The organism is Synechococcus sp. CBW1006 (assembly GCF_015840525.1).
Classification (GTDB): domain Bacteria; phylum Cyanobacteriota; class Cyanobacteriia; order PCC-6307; family Cyanobiaceae; genus CBW1002.
On record NZ_CP060396.1, the window covers coordinates 922,262 to 943,205 of the forward strand.

General features: G+C 64.6%; 18 protein-coding genes. 8 read left to right on the top strand and 10 right to left on the bottom strand.

Going from position 1 to position 20,944, the window contains the following annotated elements; translation table 11 throughout:
* Window positions 1–60 precede the first annotated feature (60 nt).
* The 4 genes from H8F26_RS04360 (at window position 61) to H8F26_RS04375 (ending at window position 5,371) form a co-directional block, all read left to right on the top strand.
* Window positions 61–1,320 (top strand): MFS transporter, encoded by a 1,260-nt coding sequence (locus H8F26_RS04360; RefSeq protein WP_231605466.1) that lies wholly within the window; start codon window positions 61–63, stop codon window positions 1,318–1,320.
* Between the two features lie 67 nt (window positions 1,321–1,387).
* Window positions 1,388–3,520: a polyphosphate kinase 1 gene (gene ppk1 / locus H8F26_RS04365; RefSeq protein ID WP_197157746.1), complete on the top strand. Its 2,133-nt coding sequence runs from the start codon at window positions 1,388–1,390 to the stop codon at window positions 3,518–3,520.
* Between the two features lie 133 nt (window positions 3,521–3,653).
* The gene (locus tag H8F26_RS04370) at window positions 3,654–4,658 is read left to right on the top strand and encodes a sigma-70 family RNA polymerase sigma factor (protein ID WP_197157748.1); all 1,005 of its coding nucleotides are present in this window, start codon (window positions 3,654–3,656) and stop codon (window positions 4,656–4,658) included.
* A gap of 14 nt (window positions 4,659–4,672) precedes the next feature.
* Complete coding sequence (locus H8F26_RS04375) at window positions 4,673–5,371, top strand: diacylglycerol/polyprenol kinase family protein (RefSeq protein WP_231598125.1); 699 nt, start codon at window positions 4,673–4,675, stop codon at window positions 5,369–5,371.
* A gap of 11 nt (window positions 5,372–5,382) precedes the next feature.
* On the opposite strand, the gene H8F26_RS04380 is transcribed toward H8F26_RS04375, so the two are convergent.
* Both H8F26_RS04380 and H8F26_RS04385 read right to left on the bottom strand, forming a co-directional pair.
* Complete coding sequence (locus H8F26_RS04380; RefSeq protein ID WP_197157750.1) at window positions 5,383–5,706, bottom strand: hypothetical protein; 324 nt, start codon at window positions 5,704–5,706, stop codon at window positions 5,383–5,385.
* A 138-nt stretch (window positions 5,707–5,844) separates the two neighbouring features.
* On the bottom strand, window positions 5,845–6,918 hold the full coding sequence (locus H8F26_RS04385) for a 3-deoxy-7-phosphoheptulonate synthase (protein ID WP_197157752.1): 1,074 nt from the start codon (window positions 6,916–6,918) through the stop codon (window positions 5,845–5,847).
* 153 nt (window positions 6,919–7,071) lie between these two features.
* Here H8F26_RS04385 and acnB point away from each other — a divergent pair, with 153 nt between their 5' ends.
* Both acnB and H8F26_RS04395 read left to right on the top strand, forming a co-directional pair.
* Complete coding sequence (gene acnB, locus H8F26_RS04390; protein ID WP_197157754.1) at window positions 7,072–9,723, top strand: bifunctional aconitate hydratase 2/2-methylisocitrate dehydratase; 2,652 nt, start codon at window positions 7,072–7,074, stop codon at window positions 9,721–9,723.
* A 26-nt stretch (window positions 9,724–9,749) separates the two neighbouring features.
* A complete protein-coding gene (locus H8F26_RS04395; RefSeq protein ID WP_197158977.1) occupies window positions 9,750–11,168 on the top strand; it encodes a ClC family H(+)/Cl(-) exchange transporter in 1,419 nt (472 codons plus the stop codon).
* 608 nt (window positions 11,169–11,776) lie between these two features.
* On the opposite strand, the gene H8F26_RS04400 is transcribed toward H8F26_RS04395, so the two are convergent.
* The gene (locus tag H8F26_RS04400; protein ID WP_197157756.1) at window positions 11,777–11,986 is read right to left on the bottom strand and encodes a hypothetical protein; all 210 of its coding nucleotides are present in this window, start codon (window positions 11,984–11,986) and stop codon (window positions 11,777–11,779) included.
* 159 nt (window positions 11,987–12,145) lie between these two features.
* On the opposite strand from H8F26_RS04400, the gene H8F26_RS04405 reads away from it, so the two are divergent.
* Window positions 12,146–13,636 carry an IS66 family transposase gene (locus tag H8F26_RS04405; RefSeq protein WP_197153750.1) on the top strand — a complete coding sequence of 497 codons (1,491 nt, stop codon included), beginning with the start codon at window positions 12,146–12,148 and terminating at the stop codon, window positions 13,634–13,636.
* A 50-nt stretch (window positions 13,637–13,686) separates the two neighbouring features.
* Here the strand turns inward: H8F26_RS04405 and H8F26_RS04410 are convergent, their stop codons facing one another.
* From H8F26_RS04410 to H8F26_RS04435, 7 genes are all read right to left on the bottom strand, one after another.
* Window positions 13,687–13,929 (bottom strand): hypothetical protein, encoded by a 243-nt coding sequence (locus H8F26_RS04410; RefSeq protein ID WP_197157758.1) that lies wholly within the window; start codon window positions 13,927–13,929, stop codon window positions 13,687–13,689.
* Window positions 13,930–14,192: 263 nt separating this feature from the next.
* A complete protein-coding gene (locus tag H8F26_RS04415; protein ID WP_231605467.1) occupies window positions 14,193–15,251 on the bottom strand; it encodes an IS3 family transposase in 1,059 nt (352 codons plus the stop codon).
* Window positions 15,248–15,757, bottom strand: coding sequence for a transposase (locus H8F26_RS19220; RefSeq protein ID WP_197157219.1), 510 nt, complete (start codon window positions 15,755–15,757; stop codon window positions 15,248–15,250). The genes H8F26_RS04415 and H8F26_RS19220 overlap by 4 nt, the downstream gene beginning before the upstream one ends.
* Window positions 15,758–15,856: 99 nt before the next feature.
* Window positions 15,857–17,200, bottom strand: a complete 1,344-nt coding sequence (locus H8F26_RS04420) for an IS110 family transposase (RefSeq protein ID WP_231597702.1) — start codon at window positions 17,198–17,200, stop codon at window positions 15,857–15,859.
* Between the two features lie 409 nt (window positions 17,201–17,609).
* Window positions 17,610–18,149 (bottom strand): ISAs1 family transposase, encoded by a 540-nt coding sequence (locus H8F26_RS19845; protein WP_197158914.1) that lies wholly within the window; start codon window positions 18,147–18,149, stop codon window positions 17,610–17,612.
* Entirely contained in the window at window positions 18,146–18,775 is a 630-nt protein-coding gene (locus H8F26_RS19850; protein WP_197154053.1) for an ISAs1 family transposase, read from the bottom strand. Before H8F26_RS19850 ends, H8F26_RS19845 begins: the two co-directional genes overlap by 4 nt.
* Window positions 18,724–19,215: a hypothetical protein gene (locus tag H8F26_RS04435; RefSeq protein ID WP_197157760.1), complete on the bottom strand. Its 492-nt coding sequence runs from the start codon at window positions 19,213–19,215 to the stop codon at window positions 18,724–18,726. The genes H8F26_RS19850 and H8F26_RS04435 overlap by 52 nt, the downstream gene beginning before the upstream one ends.
* Before the next feature lie 76 nt (window positions 19,216–19,291).
* Here H8F26_RS04435 and H8F26_RS04440 point away from each other — a divergent pair, with 76 nt between their 5' ends.
* A complete protein-coding gene (locus H8F26_RS04440) occupies window positions 19,292–20,944 on the top strand; it encodes a radical SAM protein (RefSeq protein ID WP_197157762.1) in 1,653 nt (550 codons plus the stop codon).

The window sequence follows — 20,944 nt, forward strand, 5'->3', positions numbered from 1 at the left end:
CCAGCGCGCCTCCCTTGCAGAGGGCCATGGGAATGTGAGGCCCCCCCTGGGCCCCTCGCCGTGCGCTGGACGCGCCCCTCCACCCTCCTGTGCGTCTTCATCACCCTGCTCAACGACCGGCTGGGCGAGAGCATCGTGTTTCCGCTGCTGCCCTACCTGCTGGCGGGGATCACCAATGACGGACGGGTGCTGGGGCTGCTGGCCGGAAGTTATGCCCTGGCCCAGTTCGGCTTCACACCGCTGATCGGCGCCCTGAGCGACCGCTACGGCCGCAGGCCGGTGATCATGGTCTGCGTGACGGGCTCCCTGCTGGGGCTGAGCATGTTTGCCCTCACCCTGGCCTTGCCCTGGGCCAGCCTCTGGCCAGCGGCGGCGGCGGCCGGCTGGCCCCTGGGGCTGTTGTTCGCGGCGCGGCTGATCGATGGGGTGAGCGGCGGCACCGCCGCCACCGCCGCTGCGGTGCTGGCGGACATCTCGGCACCGGAACAGCGGGCCAAGGCCTTCGGGCTGATCGGGGTGGCCTTCGGGCTGGGCTTCATCCTCGGACCGGCGCTGGGGGGCGCCCTGGCCGGGATCACCATCACCCTGCCGTTGCTGCTGGCCGTGGCGATCGCCGCCCTCAACCTGGTGCTGGTGGTCCTGCTGCTGCCCGAAACCCATCCGCCAGAGGCCCGATCACCCCTGCCGCGCAAGCGCGATCTGCAACCCTTCGCCCAGCTGGCGCGGGTGCTCGCCAACCCGCAGGTGCGTCGCCTGAGTGCGGCCTTCTTCCTGTTTTTTCTGGCCTTCAACGGCTTCACGGCCGTGCTGGTGCTCTATTTCAAGCAGGCCTTCGGCTGGGGACCCACCACGTCGGCGCTGGCCTTCCTGGTGGTGGGTGTGGTGGCCACCCTGGTGCAGGGCGGCCTGATCGGACCGCTGGTGCAGCGCTTCGGTGAATGGCGCCTCACCCTGGCGGGCATCGGCTTGGTGATCGTGGGGTTTCTGCTGATCCTGCTGACCACGGTCGGCAACGCCCAGCCGCAGGTGTTCATCGCCCTGGCGATCCTGGCCACCGGCACCGGTCTGGTCACCCCCAGCCTGCGCAGCCTCGTCTCCCGCCGGCTCGATGAGGGTGGTCAGGGAGCCGCCCTGGGCAGCCTCCAGGGCCTGCAGAGCCTCACCGGCTTCGTGGGGCCTCCGCTGGCGGGCCTGGCCTACGAAACCGTGGGGCAGCAAAGCCCCTTCTGGTTCGGCACCGTGTTGATGGTGGGGGTGGCCCTGCTGGTGGCCGGGGGGCTGCCCGGTCAAGCAACGGCGTCACCGGGAGCAACGGAGTGAGATTGCTACGTTGCCGGAGAGGAACCGGCAGCGTGCGTCGCGTCAGCACCGCCGACAGCAGAACACCATGGGCGAGCCCGCCGTCGCTGCCGAGCTCTACATCAACCGCGAGCTGAGCTGGATCGATTTCAATCGGCGCGTGCTGGCCCAGGCGCTGAATGAACACACCCCGCTGCTGGAGCAGGCCAAGTTCAGCGCCATCTTCAGCAACAACCTCGATGAGTTCTTCATGGTGCGGGTGGCGTCGCTGAAGTCGCAACTCGAAGCCGGAGTCACCAGCCTCAGCGACGATGGCCGCACACCCCTGCAGCAGCTGGAGGCGATTCAGGCCAAACTCCGCCCCCTGCTGGATCTGCAGCAGCAGCACTACCGTCATTCGCTCAAGAACCAGCTGACCGAGTACGGCGTCCATCTGATCGATTACGCCAACCTCAGCAACCGCCAGCGGCAGTGGGTGGATCACACCTTTCAGACCGCCATCTTCCCGGTTCTCACCCCCCTGGCGGTGGATCCGGCCCATCCCTTCCCGTTCGTGAGCAACCTCAGCCTCAACGTGGCGGCCCTGGTGCGCGACCCAGACACGGGCCAGCAGCAGTTCGCGCGGGTCAAGGTTCCCCAGAAGATCCTGCCCCGCTTCGTGGAGATCCCCAGCGATCTGAGCGGCAAGCGGCCCAAGCCGGTGTTCACCGCGGTGCCGCTGGAGCAGGTGGTGGCCTTCAACCTGCAACTGCTGTTCCCGGGCATGACGATCGAGGGGCACTACTTCTTCCGGGTCACCCGCGACGCTGACCTGGAGCTGCGCGACCTTGAGGCCGACGACCTGATGGAGGCCCTGCAGGAGGGCCTGCGCAAGCGGCGCAAGGGCGGCGAGGTGGTGCGGCTTGAGGTGGCCGACGAAATGCCCGATGACGTGATCCACGTGCTCATGGAAGGGATGAACGTGGAGGCGCAGGACCTCTACCGCGTCAACGGTCCACTCGGCCTCGATGACCTGATGAGCCTGCTGGCGATCCCCTTGCCCCAGCTGAAAGACAAGCCCTTCCAGGGCCGCACCGTGCCGGCGCTGGCGCGGGCGCAGCGCAGCCATCTGGACGACGGCTCGCTGAAGGAGGAGGACTTCCAGAGCATCTTCGCGACGATTCGCCAGGGCGATGTGCTGCTGCACCATCCCTATGACCTGTTCGCCACCTCGGTCGAGGAGTTCCTCAACCAGGCCGCCGACGACCCGTCGGTGCTGGCGATCAAGATGACGCTCTATCGCACGTCAAAGGATTCGGCGGTGGTGGCCGCCCTGATCCGGGCGGCAGAGAACGGCAAGCAGGTGATGGCCCTGGTGGAACTCAAGGCCCGCTTCGATGAAGACAACAACATCCAGTGGGCCCGGCGGCTGGAACGCTCCGGCGTGCATGTGGTGTACGGGGTGCTCGGTCTGAAGACACACACCAAGATCCTGCTGGTGGTGCGCAAGGAGAAGCAGATTCTGCGCAGTTATGTGCATATCGGCACCGGCAACTACAACTCCCGCACCTCCAGCCTCTACACCGACGTGGGACTGCTGACCTCCCACACCGATTTCGGCCAGGACCTGGTGGAGCTGTTCAATTACCTCACCGGCTTCTCAAAACAACAGAGTTTCCGCAAGTTGCTGGTGGCGCCGGTCACCCTGCGCAAGGGCATGGAGGCGCTGATCCGCCGCGAGATTGACCTCGCCAAGGCTGGCCAGGGTGGTCACATCCGGGCCAAGATGAATGCGCTGGTTGATCCGGCGATCATTGGCCTGCTCTACGAAGCCTCCCAGGCCGGTGTGAAAATCGAGCTGGTGATCCGTGGCATGTGCTGCCTCAGGCCCGGAGTGGAGGGCATCAGCGAGAACATCCAGGTGGTGAGCGTGATCGGTCGTTTTCTCGAACACTCGCGCCTGTTCTGGTTTGCCAATGGCGGCAACCCTGAGATGTACTTCGGCAGCGCCGACTGGATGCCCCGCAACCTGGATCGACGGGTCGAAGCGGTGGCGCCGGTGGAAGACGCTCGGCTGCGCGGGCAGCTGGAGGATCTGCTGGAGCTCTATCTGGGCGACACGGGCGCCTGGCACATGCGCAGCGATGGCAGCTTTGAGCAGTTGCAGCCTGAAGGGGATGGTCTCCAGACCCAGGAGACTCTGATCCGGCTCTGGCGCGGCGGCCTCAGCTCTGCACGTTGAAGCGAAACAGCAACATCCGTTACACAAGCACCACCCTGTCGTTGTCTTGCTTACAGGATGTCTTTCGTTTACATTCCTCATCCCAGCAATAACGCTGCTACATTCCGGCCACCAACTCACGGAGGCCGGGGTGATGAGTACGCCTCAGCGTTCCGCTCATGACGTAATCGCCAACACCGAGAACGTCAGCGGGCGCCGCACACCAAGCAAATCCGCCAGTGCTGCCAAGCAGGCTGTCGGCCGCATCAGCGCCGACACGATCGGCTGGTACCTGAGCACGATCGGCCGTGTGCCACTGCTCACACCGGCTGAAGAAATTGAGCTGGCCCATCACGTGCAACAGGGCAAGCGTCTGCTGGAGCTGCCTGCTGACACCCTCACGACCCAGCAGCGCCGCCAGATCCGCATGGGCCAGCGGGCGAGGGACCGGATGATGGCCGCCAACCTGCGCCTGGTGGTGAGCGTGGCGAAGAAATATCAGAATCAGGGGTTGGAGCTGCTCGACCTGGTCCAGGAGGGCGCGATCGGACTGGAGCGGGCCGTCGACAAATTCGACCCCGCCATGGGCTACAAATTCTCCACCTATGCCTACTGGTGGATCCGCCAGGGCATGACCCGCGCGATTGACAACAGCGCCCGCACGATCCGGTTGCCGATCCACATCAGCGAGAAACTCTCGAAGATGCGGCGGATCTCGCGCGAGCTCTCCCACCGGCTCGGCCGTCAGCCCAACCGGCTGGAGCTGGCCCATGCCATGGGCATCCCTCCGAACGAACTCGAAGACCTCGTCTCGCAGAGCGCCCCCTGCGCCTCCCTCGACGCCCACGCCCGTGGCGACGAAGACCGCAGCACCCTGGGGGAACTGATCGCCGATCCGGCCAGCGGGGCGCACATCGAATCGATGGACCGCCTGTTCCAGAAGGAGCACCTCGGCACCTGGCTGGCCCAGCTGAACGAACGCGAGCGCCGCATCCTGCAGATGCGGTTTGGTCTGGAGGGCACCGAACCCCAGACCCTCGCCGAGATCGGCCGCCAGATCAACGTCTCCCGCGAGCGGGTGCGGCAGCTTGAAACCAAGGCGATCATGAAGCTGCGGCTGATGAGCAACCGCACCACCTACGGACAGCAGGCTGCCTGAGCACGACCCTTCCGGTGGACAACTGGGCCCTGAGCCAGCTGGTCGGCATCGGCGTCCTGGCCCTCTGGCTCGGCCTGCTGGCAGGAGCCGCCACGGCCATGGCGAAGCGCTGGCCTGAGCAACGTGAGTGGCGCCGCAAGGTCGTGCATGTGGGCTGCGGTCCGGTGATCCTGCTGGCCTGGTGGCTGGGGATCGACCGCAACATTGCCATCGGCCTGGCTGGGCTGATCACCGCCCTGGCCGCTCTCAATCACCGCCTGCGGGTGCTGCCCGCCATCGAAGACGTGGGCCGCGCCAGTTACGGCACCGTGGCCTACGGAGCCGCTGTCACCCTGCTGCTGTGGTTGTACTGGCCGGATCAGGCCGCTGCCGTGGCAGCGGGCGTGCTGGTGATGGCCTGGGGGGATGGCCTGGCGGGCCTGGTGGGTGTCTCGGTCGCCTCGCCCAGCTGGCGTCTCTGGGGCCAGCGCAAATCCGTGGCGGGCACCAGCGCCATGGCCGCCGCCAGCCTCAGCGTGCTGCTGTTGCTGCAGGCCTTCTCGGCAGTGCCCAGCCCGGCCGTCGGCGGCGCCACGACCTGGCTGGTCCCCATCGGCATCGCCCTGGTGGCCTGCCTGCTGGAGCAGGCGGCCCTGCTCGGCCTCGACAACCTCACGGTGCCCCTGGCCGTGGGCTGGCTCTGGAGCCTCTGCTACCCCGGAGCCAGCCTGTAGCCGCCGAGCCCTCAGGCCTGCAGCAAGTGCTCACAGCGGCATTCCCAGTCGCGCTGCGTGCCCAGTCCGGCAACCACCATCCGATCCGCCGGCTCCTCCCGCAGCCGCAGCTGCCACTGGCGGATCACATCAGCCCGCTCGATCCACTCATCCAGCACGGTGCGCTCGATCAGCGCCGGATCCCAGCAGCGGCCACGGGCGGTGTCCACGGCCCAGGCGAGCAGGTCGTCGAGCTGGAAGGGGCGGAAGCCCCCGAAGGCCGGCCCTGCCGTCTGCTCCAGATAGAAGAGCTGGAGAGGGTCGGTCAGGCCACAGAACTGCAGGAGATAGCTCATCACGGAACTCCTGAATCACACGAGGAGTCCAAACGTACCGAGATCCAAGAGATCGCATGTCCACAAGGAACATTTCGATGGAATCATCATACTTTGGCACTCGCAATCCTTGAGTGCCAATTAGCAGGATTCAGGTCGTCATGCCGCCGCCAGCTGCCGATCACAGGTCTGGCGCACCGCAGCGGCGAGATGGTCGAGCAACTGCCGCGTGGTGGCCAGATCGATGCAGGCATCGGTGATGCTCTGGCCGTAGGCGAGCTGGCTGAGGTCCTTGGGGATCTTCTGACTGCCCGCCACCAGATGACTTTCCAGCATCACGCCCATCACCCGCCGGGAGCCCTGGCGCAGCTGCTCGGCCACCTGCTCCAGCACCTCGCCCTGACGGCGGTAGTCCTTGTTGGAATTGCCGTGGCTGCAATCCACCATCAGCCGGGCCGGCAGGTTCTCCTTCTCCAGGGAGAGGGAGGCCGCCTCAATCGCTTCGCGGTTGTAGTTGGTGCCGGTCTTGCCGCCGCGCAGCACCAGATGACCATCGGGATTACCGGTGGTGGTCACGATCGAGGCCTGCCCCTCGCTGTTGATGCCCAGGAAATGGTGCGGCCGCGCCGCCGCCTGCATGGCATGGATGGCGGTGGTGGCACTGCCATCGGTGCCGTTCTTGAAGCCGATCGGCATCGACAGTCCCGAGGCCATCTCCCGGTGGGTCTGGCTTTCGGTGGTGCGGGCGCCGATGGCGGTCCAGCTGATCAGGTCGGCGATGTACTGGGGCACCACCGGATCGAGCAGCTCGGTGGCGGCCGGCAGTCCCATCTCAGCGAGGTGGAGCAGCAGGGTGCGGGCGCGGCGCAGGCCGGTGTTGATGTCGTAGCTGCCGTCGAGATGGGGATCGTTGATCAACCCCTTCCAGCCCACGGTGGTGCGGGGCTTCTCGAAATAGACCCGCATCACCACCTCCAGCTCGCCGCGGTGGCGCTGGCGCAGCTCCTGAATCGCCGCGGCGTACTCCTGGGCCGCGGCCACATCGTGCACCGAGCACGGACCCACGATCACCAGCATGCGGGCATCGTCGCCGCGCAGGATCGCCTTGATGCGCTCGCGGGCCTGCTGCACCGTGGCGGAAGAGGTCTCCGTGATCGGCAGATCCCGGTGCAGCAGTGCCGGTGGAACGAGGGGCCGGGTCTCCACCACGTGCAGATCGGAGGTGGCTGTCATGAACCCTGGGCTGCTCGTCTGGCGCCGCGGAACGGACTTCACCCTAGTCATCGGCTTCCGCGGGCCGTTCGGAGTGAACCTTTGGCAACGGTCGCCACCAACAGCCGGCCGGGCTGGCAAGAACAATGGAGGGCAGAAGCCGAAACCCCTGGGATGACCGTTGCCAGCTCGAGCCCTGCCAGCTCCTCCCCCGATCCGGCCAGTGTCCTCAGCAGCTACCGCGCCGCCGCGGCGGAACGGCAGGCCCTGGGGGTGCCGCCCCTGCCCCTGAACGCCGCCGAGACCCAGGCCCTCACCGAGCTGCTGGCGGCACCGCCAGCCGGGGAGGAGGCCTTTCTGCTGCACCTGCTCAGCGAGCGCATCCCGCCGGGGGTGGATGAGGCGGCCTACGTGAAGGCCGGCTGGCTGAGCGGCGTGGCCCAGGGCAGCGTCAGCAGCCCCCTGGTGAGCCCGGTGGAAGCCGTGCAGCTGCTGGCCACCATGATCGGCGGCTACAACGTGGGCGCCCTGATCGAACTGCTCAGCAGCGACGACAGCACCATCGCCGAGACAGCGGCCGAGGGCCTCAGCCGCACCCTGCTGGTCTACGACGCCTACCACGACGTTTTCGAGCTGGCCGAGCGCAACCCCTACGCCAGGCGGGTGATCGACAGCTGGGCCGCCGCCGAGTGGTTCACCGCCAAGCCCGAGCTGCCGGCCGAGATCACCGTGACGGTGTTCAAGGTGGAGGGCGAAACCAACACCGACGACCTCTCCCCCGCCACCCACGCCACCACCCGGCCGGACATCCCCCTGCACGCCATGGCGATGCTGGAGACCCGCATGCCCGGCGGCCTGGAGCTGATCGCCGAGCTCAAGACCAAGGGCCACCCGGTGGCCTACGTGGGCGATGTGGTGGGCACCGGCAGCTCCCGCAAATCCGCCATCAACTCGGTGCTCTGGCACACCGGCACCGACATCCCCCATGTGCCCAACAAACGCAGCGGCGGCGTGGTGCTGGGCAGCAAGATCGCGCCGATCTTCTTCAACACGGCTGAAGACTCCGGCGCCCTGCCGATCGAGTGCGACGTGACCGCCCTCAACTCCGGCGATGTGATCACGATCCGCCCCTATGCCGGCACGATCGAGCGGGCGGCCGGTGAAGCCAACGCCGGCGAGATCGTGGCCCGCTTCGAGCTCAAGCCCAGCACGATCACCGACGAGGTGCGGGCCGGCGGCCGCATCCCCCTGATGATCGGCCGCTCCCTGACCGACAAGGTGCGCGCCCAGCTGGGCCTGCCCGCCTCGGATCTGTTCATCCGGCCGGTGGCCCCGGCCGACACCGGCAAGGGCTTCACCCTGGCCCAGAAGATGGTGGGCAAGGCCTGTGGCCTGGCGGGCGTGCGGCCGGGCACCAGCTGCGAGCCGCTGATGACCACCGTGGGCTCCCAGGACACCACCGGGCCCATGACCCGCGACGAGATGAAGGAGCTGGCCTGCCTCGGCTTCTCGGCGGATCTGGTGATGCAGAGCTTCTGCCACACCGCCGCCTATCCCAAGCCGGTGGACCTCAGGACCCACGCCGAACTGCCCGACTTCATGGCCTCCCGCGGCGGCGTGGCGCTGCGACCCGGCGACGGCATCATCCACAGCTGGCTCAACCGCATGCTGCTGCCCGACACCGTGGGCACCGGCGGCGACAGCCACACCCGCTTCCCCCTGGGCATCTCCTTCCCGGCCGGCTCGGGCCTGGTGGCCTTCGCCGCCGCCATCGGCGCCATGCCGCTCGACATGCCCGAATCGGTGCTGGTGAGATTTTCAGGTTCCCTGCAGCCGGGCGTGACCCTGCGCGATGTGGTGAACGCGATTCCCTACGTGGCGATCCAGCAGGGGCTGCTCACGGTGGCCAAGGAGGGCAAGAAGAACGTGTTCAACGGCCGGATCATGGAGATCGAGGGCCTGCCCGATCTCAAGCTGGAGCAGGCTTTTGAACTGACGGATGCGACCGCCGAACGTTCCTGCGCCGGCAGCACCATCAAGCTCAGCGTGGAAACGGTGAGCGAATACCTGCGCAGCAACGTGGCTCTGCTGAAGAACATGATCGCCCGCGGCTACGGCGATGCCCGCACCCTGGCCCGCCGGATCCAGGCGATGGAGGCCTGGCTGGCCAAGCCGGTGCTGATGGAGGCCGATGCCGATGCGGAGTACGCCGCCGTGATCGAAATCGACCTCGATGCGATCACCGAACCGATCCTGGCCTGCCCCAACGACCCCGACAACGTCAAGACGCTCTCGGAGGTGGCGGGCGCGCCGATCGATGAGGTGTTCATCGGCTCCTGCATGACCAACATCGGCCACTACCGGGCCGCCGCCACGGTGCTGGAGGGCCAGGGCGCCAATGCCGCCCGCCTCTGGGTCTGCCCCCCCACCCGCATGGACGAGGAGATGCTCAGGCAGGAGGGCTACTACGCGATCTTCGAGGCGGCCGGCAGTCGCATGGAGATGCCGGGCTGCTCGCTGTGCATGGGCAACCAGGCCCGGGTGGAAGACGACACCACCGTGTTCTCCACCAGCACCCGCAACTTCAACAACCGCCTCGGCAACGGTGCGCAGGTGTACCTGGGCAGCGCCGAACTGGCGGCGGTGTGCGCCCAGCTGGGCCGCATCCCCACCAAGGAGGACTACCTGGCGATCGCCGCCGAGAAGATCGACCCCAACGGCGCCACGCTCTACCGCTACCTCAACTTCGACCAGATCGAGGGCTTCGAAGACCAGGGCCGCGTGGTGAGCAGCGAGGAGGAGGCCAAGGTGCTGGCAGGAGTTTGATTCCACCCATCGAGGCCCTGCGGTCCCTGCGGCTGAGGGCCTTCCACTTCGACAGGGACAGCTGGCAATCCACCCGGAGCATCCGCAGGCTCATCGAGGAGCGCTGGTGGGCTGTGGCCCTGGCGTTGCTGCTCACCGGCTTCAGTGCCGCCGCCGCCGCCCTGCTGTTCAAGACCGGCGTGGGCTGGCTGGGCACCTGGCGACTGAGGCTGCTGGAGATGGCTCCCGCCGCCCTGGTGCTGCCCCTGATGGGCGGGCTGGGGGGTCTGGTCTCGGCGCTGCTGATCCGGGAGCTGGCCCCCACGGCGGCGGGATCGGGGATCACCCAGGTGATGGTCTTCCTCAAGGGACGTCCCATGCCGATGGGTTTCCGCGTGGCAATGGTGAAGCTGGTGGCGGGGATCCTGGCCATCGGCTCGGGCTTTCCGCTCGGTCCCGAAGGACCTTCGGTACAGATGGGGGGATCGGTGGCCTGGCGGCTGGCCAAGGTGCTGCGGGCCCCTGCGGCCTTCCTGAGGGTGATCGTGGCCGCCGGCGGCGGGGCGGGCATCGCGGCCGTGTTTCACGCTCCGATCGGCGGCTTCTTCTACGCCGTGGAAGAACTGCTGCGCGGTGCCCGGCCGGTGGTGCTCCTGCTGGTGCTGGTCACCACCTTCCTGGCCGACACCTGGGCCGATGTGATGGGACTGACGGCCCTGGGTCTTCAGTCCAGCGGTCTGAACGTCAAGGGCTTCCTGCTGGACAGGGAATTCACCCCCATGCTCCGGTTCCTGCCCGTGGATCTGCTCTACCTGATCGCGCTCGGGATCGTGGTGGGTCTGCTGGCAGAGCTCTACTGCCGCTACGTGATCCGCATGCAGTGGCTGAGCCACCGCTGGTTCGCCCCGCATCTGGTGAGCCGCATGGTGATCGCCGGGGTTCTCCTCGGCCTGGTGTATGCCTGCCTGCCGCCGGAATTCCGCAACAATGCCGGCCTGCAGCAGGCCGTGGCTGAGGGCCATGTGGAAATCGGCACGGCGCTGGGGATCTTCGTCCTGCTGTTCTTCAGCACGGGTCTTTCCGCAGCGTCCGGAGCTCCCGGGGGCCTGTTCGCGCCGATGCTCACCCTGGGGGCCACCATCGGCCTGGCCTGCGGGGGCCTGGCCGAGCACCTCACCGGCCACGTGCCCACCACCTTCGTGTTCGCGGGCATGGGGGCCTTTGTGGCGGGCTGCTCCCGCACGCCGATCACCGCCGTGTTCCTCGCCTTCGCCCTCACCAAAGACCTGCTGATCCTCAAGCCGATCCTGGTGGCCTGCCTGGCCAGCTTCCTGGTGACCCAGGTCCTGCATGGACAATCGATCTACGAACGCCAGATCGAGCTGCTGCGGGCCTTCGACGCCAACGGAAAAGGGACAGCGGCGGCTCACCACTCAATCGCTGAGCCGAGCAATTCGTCGACCTGATCGTGGCTGGGAATATCCAGTCCGGCCGGGCCCTCTGGCGCGAGCGTTGATGGACTTCATGAGCCGGCCTGATGTTCAGTGATGACGCGACAGGATCCAACCTCAAGGATTTTTCCCTGATGGATGCCGGCAACAATGCCATCATCCTACGAGCCTCCGTCATCACGATTGCAGCGAAACTTCACTCCCAGATGCGCGGCTTCTGCCTCGATACAGGCGCGTCTGACTGCCAGATCATCAACGTCAGAAAAAGGGCCTCCAGCGGCACCCTCGCAACTCAATTCGCCAGACGATGGAGTTCCACTGTCTTGCAAGCATTCTCCATCGACTGCATTACCAAGAAGGTGTTGCCTGCGCGAAATCCAGCGCCAAGCGCAACATGCTCACCATACCGACTTTGGCCATCTCCATGCAAGCTATCCAGGCGCACCTGCAACCCTTCTGACTTCCGTAAACAAAGCACGACTGACTGCGTTACCTCAGCATTGAGCCCGGCCAAGGAGAGACTCGAATCCTCCATTATCGCAAGTTCATCATCAGCGCAAAGGCGCCTGTTGACGGGCTGAGTAAATCCAGGCAGACAGGCGCTGTCGTGTCGCTGAGCAGGCTCAGAGAATCAAGGGCTGGGCAACGAAGTCGGCAGCAGCGAGAGTGCCGTCAGGATTGGGATAATTGGCAAAACCCACGGTCACATCGCCATACTGGGAGTTAGCGGTGGTGAGCACACTGGGAACGCAGGAATCGCTCTTCACCACGTCCAGATCGCGCCAGCGGACTTTGGCTTTGAAAGCCTCGGAGGACTTGCGTTTGACCGTCACCACGGAGGCGGCAGGCAGGCGGTACTTACCATTATCAGTCGAGCAATGGTGTAGGGTATCCGTTCAGGGGGCGTGACAGCTCGCGGCGAACATCGGCCCTGCTGAACCCTTGACGACAGCTTGATTTCCGGTTGCATCTCAGGTAGAGACCCGCCTGTGATGACCGCACATCCGGCTGGAATTCCAGAAGCCGACTGGCTGGAAACTCCCGCCAGCGTCAGAGCGCTGATCAACGCCCAGCAGCAGGAGATCGAGCTGTTGCGCGGCCAACTCACCTCCTTGGCCACCGAGTTGGCAAACCTGCGTGAGCGGATCGGACGCAGCTCTCGCAACTCATCCAAACCTCCCTCCAGTGATGGTCTGGGTTTTAAGCCGCCAGAACGGCGCAAGGGCAGTGGCCGCAAGCGGGGCGGCCAGCAGGGCCATCCCGGATCCGGACCAGAGCTGCTGTCGATCGAGCGGGTGGATCAGGTGGTGGATCACCACCCTGATGCCTGCCGCCGCTGTGGCACCTTGCTCCAGGGAGAGGATCTCGATCCCCTGCGCCATCAGGTGATCGAGATCCCGCCGATTACCCCGCTGGTGATCGAGCACCGGCTGCATCGCCTGGTCTGCCCCTGCTGTTCCACCAGCACCTGCGCCTCGTTGCCGGCGGATGTGGAGGCCAGTCACTACGGCCCAAGGCTCAGTGCACTGGTGGGCCTGCTGGGCAGTGCCTTTCCGTTGAGTTTCAGCAAGACCCAGGCCCTGCTCCAGCAGCTGGTAGGAGTGGAGATGAGCCGCGGCGCGATTGCACGGGTCCGCCAGCGCTTGAGTGCAGCACTGGAGCAGCCCATGCAGGAGGCCCTTGCTTTTGCCCGCGTGCAGCCGGTGGCCTACGTAGATGAAACTGGCGCCCCCACCGGCAATGCCGACGGCAACAATCCCACTGGAAAGCGGGGCTGGCAGTGGGTCATGGTCACCGCCGTGGTGACGGTATTTGTGCAAGGGCTGAGTCGATCGACGACCGCTGCCATCGAGCTGCTGGGGAACGCCTTTGGCGGGATTGTGGTGAGCGATCGCTTCTCGGCCTACAACCACCTGCCCACCAAGCAGCGCCAGCTGTGCTGGGCGCACCTGATCCGCGACCTGACGGCCATCGCCGAACGCCCGGGCGCCAGCGCTGAATTCGGAGCCCAGCTGCTGGGCCTGCAGCAGCAGCTGTTTGGCCACTGGCACCGCTACAAGGAGGGAAAGATTGACTGGCCCGCCTTGCAGCAAAGCTGCCGGCCGATCCGCCAGACCTTTGAGACCACGCTGCAGCGGGTAGTAGAGCTCGGCTACCAGCGCGGCGAGCGAACGCCTTGGGCCAGCACAGTGCGCACGTGCCAGCAGCTCCAGAAGGTGACAGGTGGGTTGTGGACCTTCCTGGAGAACGAGGGAATAGAGCCCACCAACAACGCCGCAGAACGTGCCCTGCGCCAATCGGTGATTCAGCGCAAGATCAGTCAAGGAGTCCAATCCCGCCAAGGTGCGATCTGCCGGAGCCGCCTGCTCACGGTCACCACTACCCTCAGGCAACAGGGGCGGGATGTCTGGGAGTTCCTGGAGCAGGCCTGGATCGCCCATCACCGCGATGGGGTGATGCCGTCACTGCTGAGCGATCCCTGAAGGCAGAAGAAAGGACAAGGAAGAGTCTCTGATCGCTCAGCGGTGAGCGATCAGGCTTGCATTCGTGCGGTGGGGCGTCCCGACCCCTGAACGCATACGGTGTAGGAGTCATCTCCATTCTCCCAGATGCCATAGGCCGTATGGGTGATATCCAGACCCAAGTCGGGGAAGCGGATGTTGATCTGCCGGCCGCTGTCCAGATCCACAAGAAAGGCGGTGGAGACAAGGCTGTAACCCGTCAGGGAATCGGCGGAAGCGATGTCGCAGTTGCCCACGGCCAGCCCCCCATCCACGCTGTGGACAAAGGTGTAGGAGCTGCTTCACCGCTGCGGGTCGGCGCCTATCAGCAAAGATGTCCGCTCAGGGTACTGATCTGAGTACCTCAGAAAGCCTACTCCGGATGGAGGATCATGGGCTTCGAGATCGGATGTTGATCGTCATCGCGCGTTGATCAGGAGCGCAGGCTTGAGCGGCCGGCCCCCGGTCGGAGGCTGAGGCCGGCCCGCCTCTTGCGGGCGGTCCAACCACAACCCCCTGGGGCCTGGGTTTCTGATCTTCAAGCAGCGACAGTGTCCTGCGGTCTGGGATGGTTGACCCGCACGACTGTTGGCTGAGCCCAATCGCGAGGTGGCCTGGCCCAGCGGCGTGGATGTTGCGCACGCGCCTGCTCATAGGTCTGCTGACGGACTCTGCAGATCGCGTCAGCTTCTCCGTAGTGACGTTGATTGGGCGTCACATACTTGATGCCGCTGTGACGATGCTCAGCGTTGTACCAGTCAACAAAACCATCGACCCAGGCACGCACTGAGAGAAGATCCCGGAAACGACGCACTGGATAGCTCTGGTGATATTTCATGGTTCGGAACCATGACTCAACGTAGGCGTTGTCATTGCTCACCCGCGGCCGCGAGAATGACAGGGAGATGCCGAGCTCGGCCAGCTTGGCGGCCAAGGTGTAGGAGCGCATGGGTGCTCCGTTATCGGCGTGCAGGATCGTGGTCGACCCCGAGCTGATCCCTTCATCACGGCAGACACGATCAAAGAAGTGCTTGGCCAGTTCGCCGCATTCACGATCGTGCACCTCAACGCCAAGGATGCGCCGGCTCCACACATCCATCACCATATAAAGGTAGTAGAATTGACCCTTCACAGGCCCCGGCAACAGGGTGATATCCCAGGCCAGCACTTGATGGATGCCCGTTGCCTCCAGCACGGGTGGCTCTCTTGGCTCCCGCGGTGGGCGGCTCCTGCCGCGATGATTTAACAGGCCTTTCTGGCGCATGATGCGGTAAATCGTTGACTCCGATCCCACGTAGACTCCCTCCTCGGCAAGGATCGCCACGATCTGACCAGGCGTGAGATCGGCAAAGCGTGGATCGTTGACAGTGGACAACACCTGTTGGCGCTCCTCCTCGCTGAAACGATGCATGACATGCCTGGACGCTCCCTTGCGTTGATCGCAGCTGAATCCCTGGGTCCGAATCATCAAGCCCCATCGCCTCAGCGTGCGTGTCGCCAGGCCGAAAAGATCAGCAATGGCCTTGGCCGAAAGGCCACGACTGATGCCTTCCTGTAGAAGCGCGACGATCGCACCGCGATCGCCAGACGGAATCAAGGATCCTCGTCCGGTTGAAAGATCTGGTTGAACTTTTTTGAGAGCATCAACAACGTCGCCGCTTCTGTCAGTGCTTTTTCTTTCTTCTGCAATTCACGCTCCAGCTGGCGATTCCGCCGGACCAGTTCCTGATTCTTGCGTTGCAGTTCCCGCTGATCAGCCATGCTCGGCGCGCTGGGGCCATTGGCATCCTCGGCGGCCTGGCGCCAACGGGCAACCTGCTTGGGGTACAGCCCCCGCTCCCTGCAGAACGACCCGAGCTCGCTTCCGTTCAGTCCTGCGGCCTGGATCACGGCTGCCAGCTTGTCGGCAGCGCTCCACTGCTCCGGCGGCCGGTTCGTGGCAGGCACCAGCTGGCCCTGCTTCTGCCACTGGCTCCGCCAGTTGTAGATGGTCTGCGCCGTGATCCCGGTGTCGCGGGCGATCTCAGCCACGCTCTCAAGGTTCGGAGGGCTCATCCGCAGGCGGACGGCTTCCCGCAGAGCGGCGTCATAGGGCGGTTGCATAGTCGTCGGTTGGGCCCCCAGGTGGACGGGTCAAACCGAGCGGACTTCTTCCTAAGAAACACCAACGGCCAACAGGGATCTCGGCTGACTGACCACACCTCAAGCAGAGGCAACAAGTTGAAAACCAAGGGCAATGGCGCGTCGCTGGAGACCACGAATCTGACGATCCCTTGATTCCTCCTGATATGCGGCAGCACCGGGATCCTGATATACCAAACCATCACGGAGCGTCTTGTAGTAAAGAATGGCAAGCTTTCGGGCAGTAGCAATTAATGCTTTACTCTTTCCGGCACGTGCTGCCAGACGACGTTGAAAAGCACCCAGTGCAGTATTCGTTCTTCCCAGCGGTACGGCAGCCATCCAAAAGGCACTACCTGCTCGCGTAGTGCCCTGTCGTGTTCGTGAAGAAAGTACCTTTCCCCCTGAGATCCTGTTCTGAGGACTGAGTCCCAGCCATGACACAAAATGCTGGGCACTGGGCCAGCGCTTCATGTCCAACCCACACTCACTAATGAGCGTGAGAACTGTTGTTGGTCCTAATCCCGGAAGCCTTAGAAGATTGTGGCCTGACAAGGCTTGAATTAGGTGGGTTGGGTTAAATGCAAAGCCATGTCCGCATATCTTCCAATCCCCAGGTTGACTGCCTGGATCTTGATAGTCCGAGCCGGCAAGCTCTGTCATCAATGATTGTGCCGCAAGCTCGCAGGCCCTGATCTTCTCTGAATAGGTGTCAAAGAGCTCAACTGCGATCTTCAAAGAGAACAAGTGATCGTCTTGGTAGTTCCCCTCAAGAGCAGCCGCAATTGTTGCCGCGCTCTCCTTGCAGCGTCTGTCTCGGAGAGAAGCGAGTCTTTCGGGGTCCCTCTCACCTGAAAGTATGGCATCGATGATTCGCCTACCGGTTAGTCCGCTGATATCTCTGACAACATGATGAAGCTGAAGATTCATAAGCATCAGCGCCTTCTGGATGTGTTGCTGATGAGACGAGCGGTATCGAACAAGTTGATCACGCTGCCGCAGATATGAGCGTAGTTCTGTGATTTTTTGGTCTGGACGAAAGCTTGCTCTCACCAGGCCGTAGCTGTGGAGCTGCTGAAGCCATTGTGCATCGTTGATATCCGTCTTGCGGCCCGGAACATTCTTGGCGTGCCTGGCATTAACAAGAAAGACGTCAATGCCTTTGCCAGAGAGAATCTCGTAAAGCGGAACCCAGTAGATTCCAGTGGACTCCATGGCAATGGTGCTAATTCCAACTGCCAGCAGCCATTCGGCGAGTGCGATTAGATCCTTTGTGAAGCTTGAAAACTTGCGGACGGGATTCGGATCAAGCTCGACAGGAACAGCAACAACGTGGAATCTACTGCCGACATCAATTCCAGCGGAACGAGGGTTAATGACTTTCAGACGAGCTCGGCGCTTGCCTGCTGAAATTGGTTCTCCCATGGCTTAAGGACTCACTAGGTGATCGGGAGGGCATCAGGCAGGATTCGCGCACTAAAATCAGCAAATTCCTAATCGGGATCGGCCGACTAACTCATTGGTCAGTCGAGCCGTCGCCAGGGCAGGGAGCGCAATTCGAATCCCAGGCCACGTTTGCTTTCGGGGTCAGGCCTCCAAAGATGTCATCGGCCATGGCCCGATGTCCTCATGACCAGAGTGGCAAGGGCGCTCTGGCTTGGCCGTGGGTGTTTCGGGCGCGAGGGCGTACGCGCGTACTGGTTCGTTTGCTGACACTGGGGGGGTCTGACCCTGAAAGCTGCGGTAGCCGGAACTGGTGGAGCCATCAATGGCACCGGTATAGAGAAAGCCCACGGTGTTGGGATCCTCCCCTGAGGCCAGGGTTGCCTGAAAGTCACTCCAACCTCGCTCCCGCGAGCTGAACCCCGCCCAACGCCAGCATCCCTCTGATGTCGTAAGCCAGTTCCCGGAGCCCCCGTCGGATCGAGCGGTAGCCGCCGCGCCGCAGCAGGTTCATGACCACGGTCCGCAGGAACGCAAACACCGGTGCACCGATGCGATGGGTATAGCGGTGGGCGTCCTCACCGAGCTGGGTGTCGCGGGCCCAGTGCCATTCGTTTTCAATGCTCCAGCGTTGCCGGATCAGGCGCAGCAGGCCTTCTGGAGCTGTGCGAACGGTCGTGATGAACAAGTGCCTGGTGACACTGTGCTTGCCGTTGCGCTTGGTGGTCGTGGTGATCAGCTCCACGATCCAGGCGCTGCCCGGCCAGGCTTCCTTGATGTGATCGGGGGCTTCCTTGGCCCTGAGCTCCCAGCGCGTGTCACGCCCATGGCGTTTCTCCTGATCCGTTGCAGTGAAAGGGATCCGACGTTTTCCCTCGAACTGGCGGCTGATCTGCCGATGGAGCCTGGGCTGATTCGTTTTGACGGTCAGGGCGACGTCGGCTCCCTGCTCGAGGCACCAGCGAAAAACGCCTGCGTCGTGTGCAGGGCATCCGCCTGGATCAGCTTGCCCTCTAAATCCATCGTGCTCAGCAGCTCTTTGAGCGCTGCTCGCTCGCTCGATTCATGGGTGTCGTAGGCCTTCTGAGCCAAGGCGACACCGAGGGCTCGGGCGTAGACCGTCACCTGGGCGACAAAGCGGTGGTTGCCGTCATCGGTCTCGATGGCTGAACCCTTCAGGGTCTTGCCATCGCACACCAACTGCTCCACAGCCGTTGTACCGCCTGGGATATGGCTGATCATCCAGGCCTGGAGCACCTCGCCGAACTGCTGCAGGTGCGCCTTGTTGAACAGGTAGAGGAAGGTGGCGTCCGAAGGCCAGCGCTTGAAATTCAGCCCCAGGGCCTGGTTCAACACCTCCCGGTGCCGCCTGGCGAACGCCTCCAGATCGCGGGAGCTGCGGCAGTCGCTGAGGATCCCAAGCACCGCCACCAGCAGCAGGTACCACTGCGGGTAGCGCACCCCGCGGCGGTAACGGCCATCGGGGATGGCCTTGAGGAAGCTGATCAGGTCGGCATCGGCGTTGAAATCAACAGCGGGAGCAGCGGTCTGGGGCATTGCTGAGGGGCTGGTCCCGCGAGCAAACCAGGCCGCGGCAGGGGCGCCAAGGGCAAGCTGGACGGACTTTCAGGCGGCCCTGCCCCTGAGGCCGACCCGCCGCTGACATTGCGCGTGTAAGCCCCCACCAGATCGACCAGACCAGCGCCGAGGTTGTCGGGGCCGTAGACGCTGGTGCCATTGACGTTGGTGAAGGCGCCTGTTTCGGGAACGTTGATGGTGTACCAGGTGCCGGAACCACTCACCCCATCACGTTGCACCGAGTCGAGCGGACCCTCGTAGACAAGGCCGACAGAACCCGGGCCGGTGGCATTGATGCTGCCGGTCAGCAGATAGGTGTCCCGTTGATCGCCTCCCTTGATCCCCTGCAGGAAGGTGACATTAGCGGGATCCTGCGTGGGGTTGTATTCAAACGGTGAGATCACCTGCAGCTTCGGCATGACACCCGTTCAGCAGCCCCCGCTCTAGCCAGGCCAGGCAACCGGCACCAGGGATCCGTGAGACTGATCGATTGGCATGCCCCTCCCCCTGAACCAGGAAACCCTGCTGTTCGAGCCCGCCCAGCCCGTCGCCGGTGCCCTGCGGGCCGTGCTGGCCTTCCCCAGCACCTACTCCGTGGGGATCACCAGCCTGGGCTACCAGGTGGTCTGGGCGACCCTGGCGCGGCGCGCCGACGTGGATGTGCGGCGCCTGTTCACGGATCGCAGTGACCCACCCCACCGTCATGGCGACCTGTTCGGCCTGTCGTTGAGCTGGGAGCTGGACGGGCCGGTGCTGCTGGATCTGCTGGAGCAGCAACACATCCCTCTCTGGGCCGAGCAGCGCGGCGAGAGTGATCCGATCGTGTTCGGCGGCGGACCGGTGCTCACCGCCAACCCGGAGCCGCTGGCGCCTTTCTTCGATGTGGTGCTGCTCGGTGATGGCGAGGAGCTCCTGCCGGCCTTCATCGATGCCGTGCAGCAGCATCGGGATCAACCACGGGCGGAGCGGCTGCGGGCCCTGGCCCAGGTGCCGGGGATCTACGTGCCCAGCCTCTATGCCCCCCGCTATGCAGTCGGCGGTGCACTGCTGGCGGTGGAGCCGATCGAGGCGGGCGTGCCGTCCACGGTGGCCAAACAGACCTGGCGGGGCAACACCCTCAGCCACTCCACGGTGATCACCCCGGAGGCCGCCTGGCCCGACATCCACATGGTGGAGGTGGTGCGCAGCTGTCCGGAACTCTGCCGCTTCTGCCTGGCCAGTTATCTCACCCTGCCCTTCCGCACGCCATCCCTCGACGACGGCCTGATCCCGGCTGTGGAAAAGGGTCTGGCGGTGACGAAGCGCCTGGGGCTGCTGGGGGCTTCGGTGACGCAGCATCCCCAGTTCCCGGAGCTGCTGCAGTGGCTGGATCAGGACCGCTTTGAGGGCACCCGGGTGAGCGTCAGCTCGGTGCGGGCCGCCACGGTGACCGCCGAGCTGGGGCGCATCCTGGCGAAGCGGGGCAGCAAGTCGCTGACGATCGCGATCGAGAGCGGCAGCGAGCGGATGCGGCAGGTGGTGAACAAGAAACTTTCCACCGAGGAGATCGACGCCGCGGCTCGCTACGCCCGAGAGGGTGGCCTCAGCGGCCTGAAGCTCTACGGCATGGTGGGCCTGCCCAGCGAGGAGGAGGCCGATGTGGAGGCCACCGCCGCCCTGATGCTGGCGCTGAAAAAGGCGACCCCGGGGCTGCGGCTGACCCTGGGGGTGAGCACCTTCGTGCCCAAGGCCCACACTCCGTTCCAGTGGCAGGGCGTGCGGCCGGAGGCCGAGAAACGGCTCAAGCTGCTGGCCAAGCGGCTCAAGCCCAAGGGGATCGAGCTGCGGCCGGAAAGCTATGGCTGGAGCGTGATCCAGGCCCTGCTGTCGCGCAGCGACCGGCGGCTCGCGCCGGTGATCGCCGCCGCCCGCGGCAGTCACGACAGCCTGGGGGGCTGGAAGAAGGCCTACCGGGCGGCGCAGGCAGGCGAACTGGAGCCGGCTGCCGGTTCGCCGCTGCCACGGCCACCGGCCTGGGAGGAGGTGGTGCACGCCGAATGGGAACCGGGCCGGGTGCTGCCCTGGGCACATCTGCAGGGTCCCCTGCCTGAAGCCACCCTGCAGCGGCACCGGCAGGACGCACTGCCCAGGCAGGAGGCCATCGGCTGA

What these genes read in the sequence shown, in the direction of transcription:
- H8F26_RS19850 (WP_197154053.1), bottom strand. Translation starts at nt 18,775, where the DNA reads ATGCCCCAGACCGCTGCTCCCGCTGTTGATTTCAACGCCGATGCCGAC.
- H8F26_RS04440 (WP_197157762.1), top strand. Translation starts at nt 19,292, where the DNA reads ATGCCCCTCCCCCTGAACCAGGAAACCCTGCTGTTCGAGCCCGCCCAG.
- H8F26_RS04370 (WP_197157748.1), top strand. Translation starts at nt 3,654, where the DNA reads ATGAGTACGCCTCAGCGTTCCGCTCATGACGTAATCGCCAACACCGAG.
- ppk1 (WP_197157746.1), top strand. Translation starts at nt 1,388, where the DNA reads ATGGGCGAGCCCGCCGTCGCTGCCGAGCTCTACATCAACCGCGAGCTG.
- H8F26_RS04420 (WP_231597702.1), bottom strand. Translation starts at nt 17,200, where the DNA reads ATGGGAGAACCAATTTCAGCAGGCAAGCGCCGAGCTCGTCTGAAAGTC.
- acnB (WP_197157754.1), top strand. Translation starts at nt 7,072, where the DNA reads ATGACCGTTGCCAGCTCGAGCCCTGCCAGCTCCTCCCCCGATCCGGCC.
- H8F26_RS04405 (WP_197153750.1), top strand. Translation starts at nt 12,146, where the DNA reads ATGACCGCACATCCGGCTGGAATTCCAGAAGCCGACTGGCTGGAAACT.
- H8F26_RS19220 (WP_197157219.1), bottom strand. Translation starts at nt 15,757, where the DNA reads ATGCAACCGCCCTATGACGCCGCTCTGCGGGAAGCCGTCCGCCTGCGG.
- H8F26_RS04435 (WP_197157760.1), bottom strand. Translation starts at nt 19,215, where the DNA reads ATGCCGAAGCTGCAGGTGATCTCACCGTTTGAATACAACCCCACGCAG.
- H8F26_RS04385 (WP_197157752.1), bottom strand. Translation starts at nt 6,918, where the DNA reads ATGACAGCCACCTCCGATCTGCACGTGGTGGAGACCCGGCCCCTCGTT.
- H8F26_RS04380 (WP_197157750.1), bottom strand. Translation starts at nt 5,706, where the DNA reads ATGAGCTATCTCCTGCAGTTCTGTGGCCTGACCGACCCTCTCCAGCTC.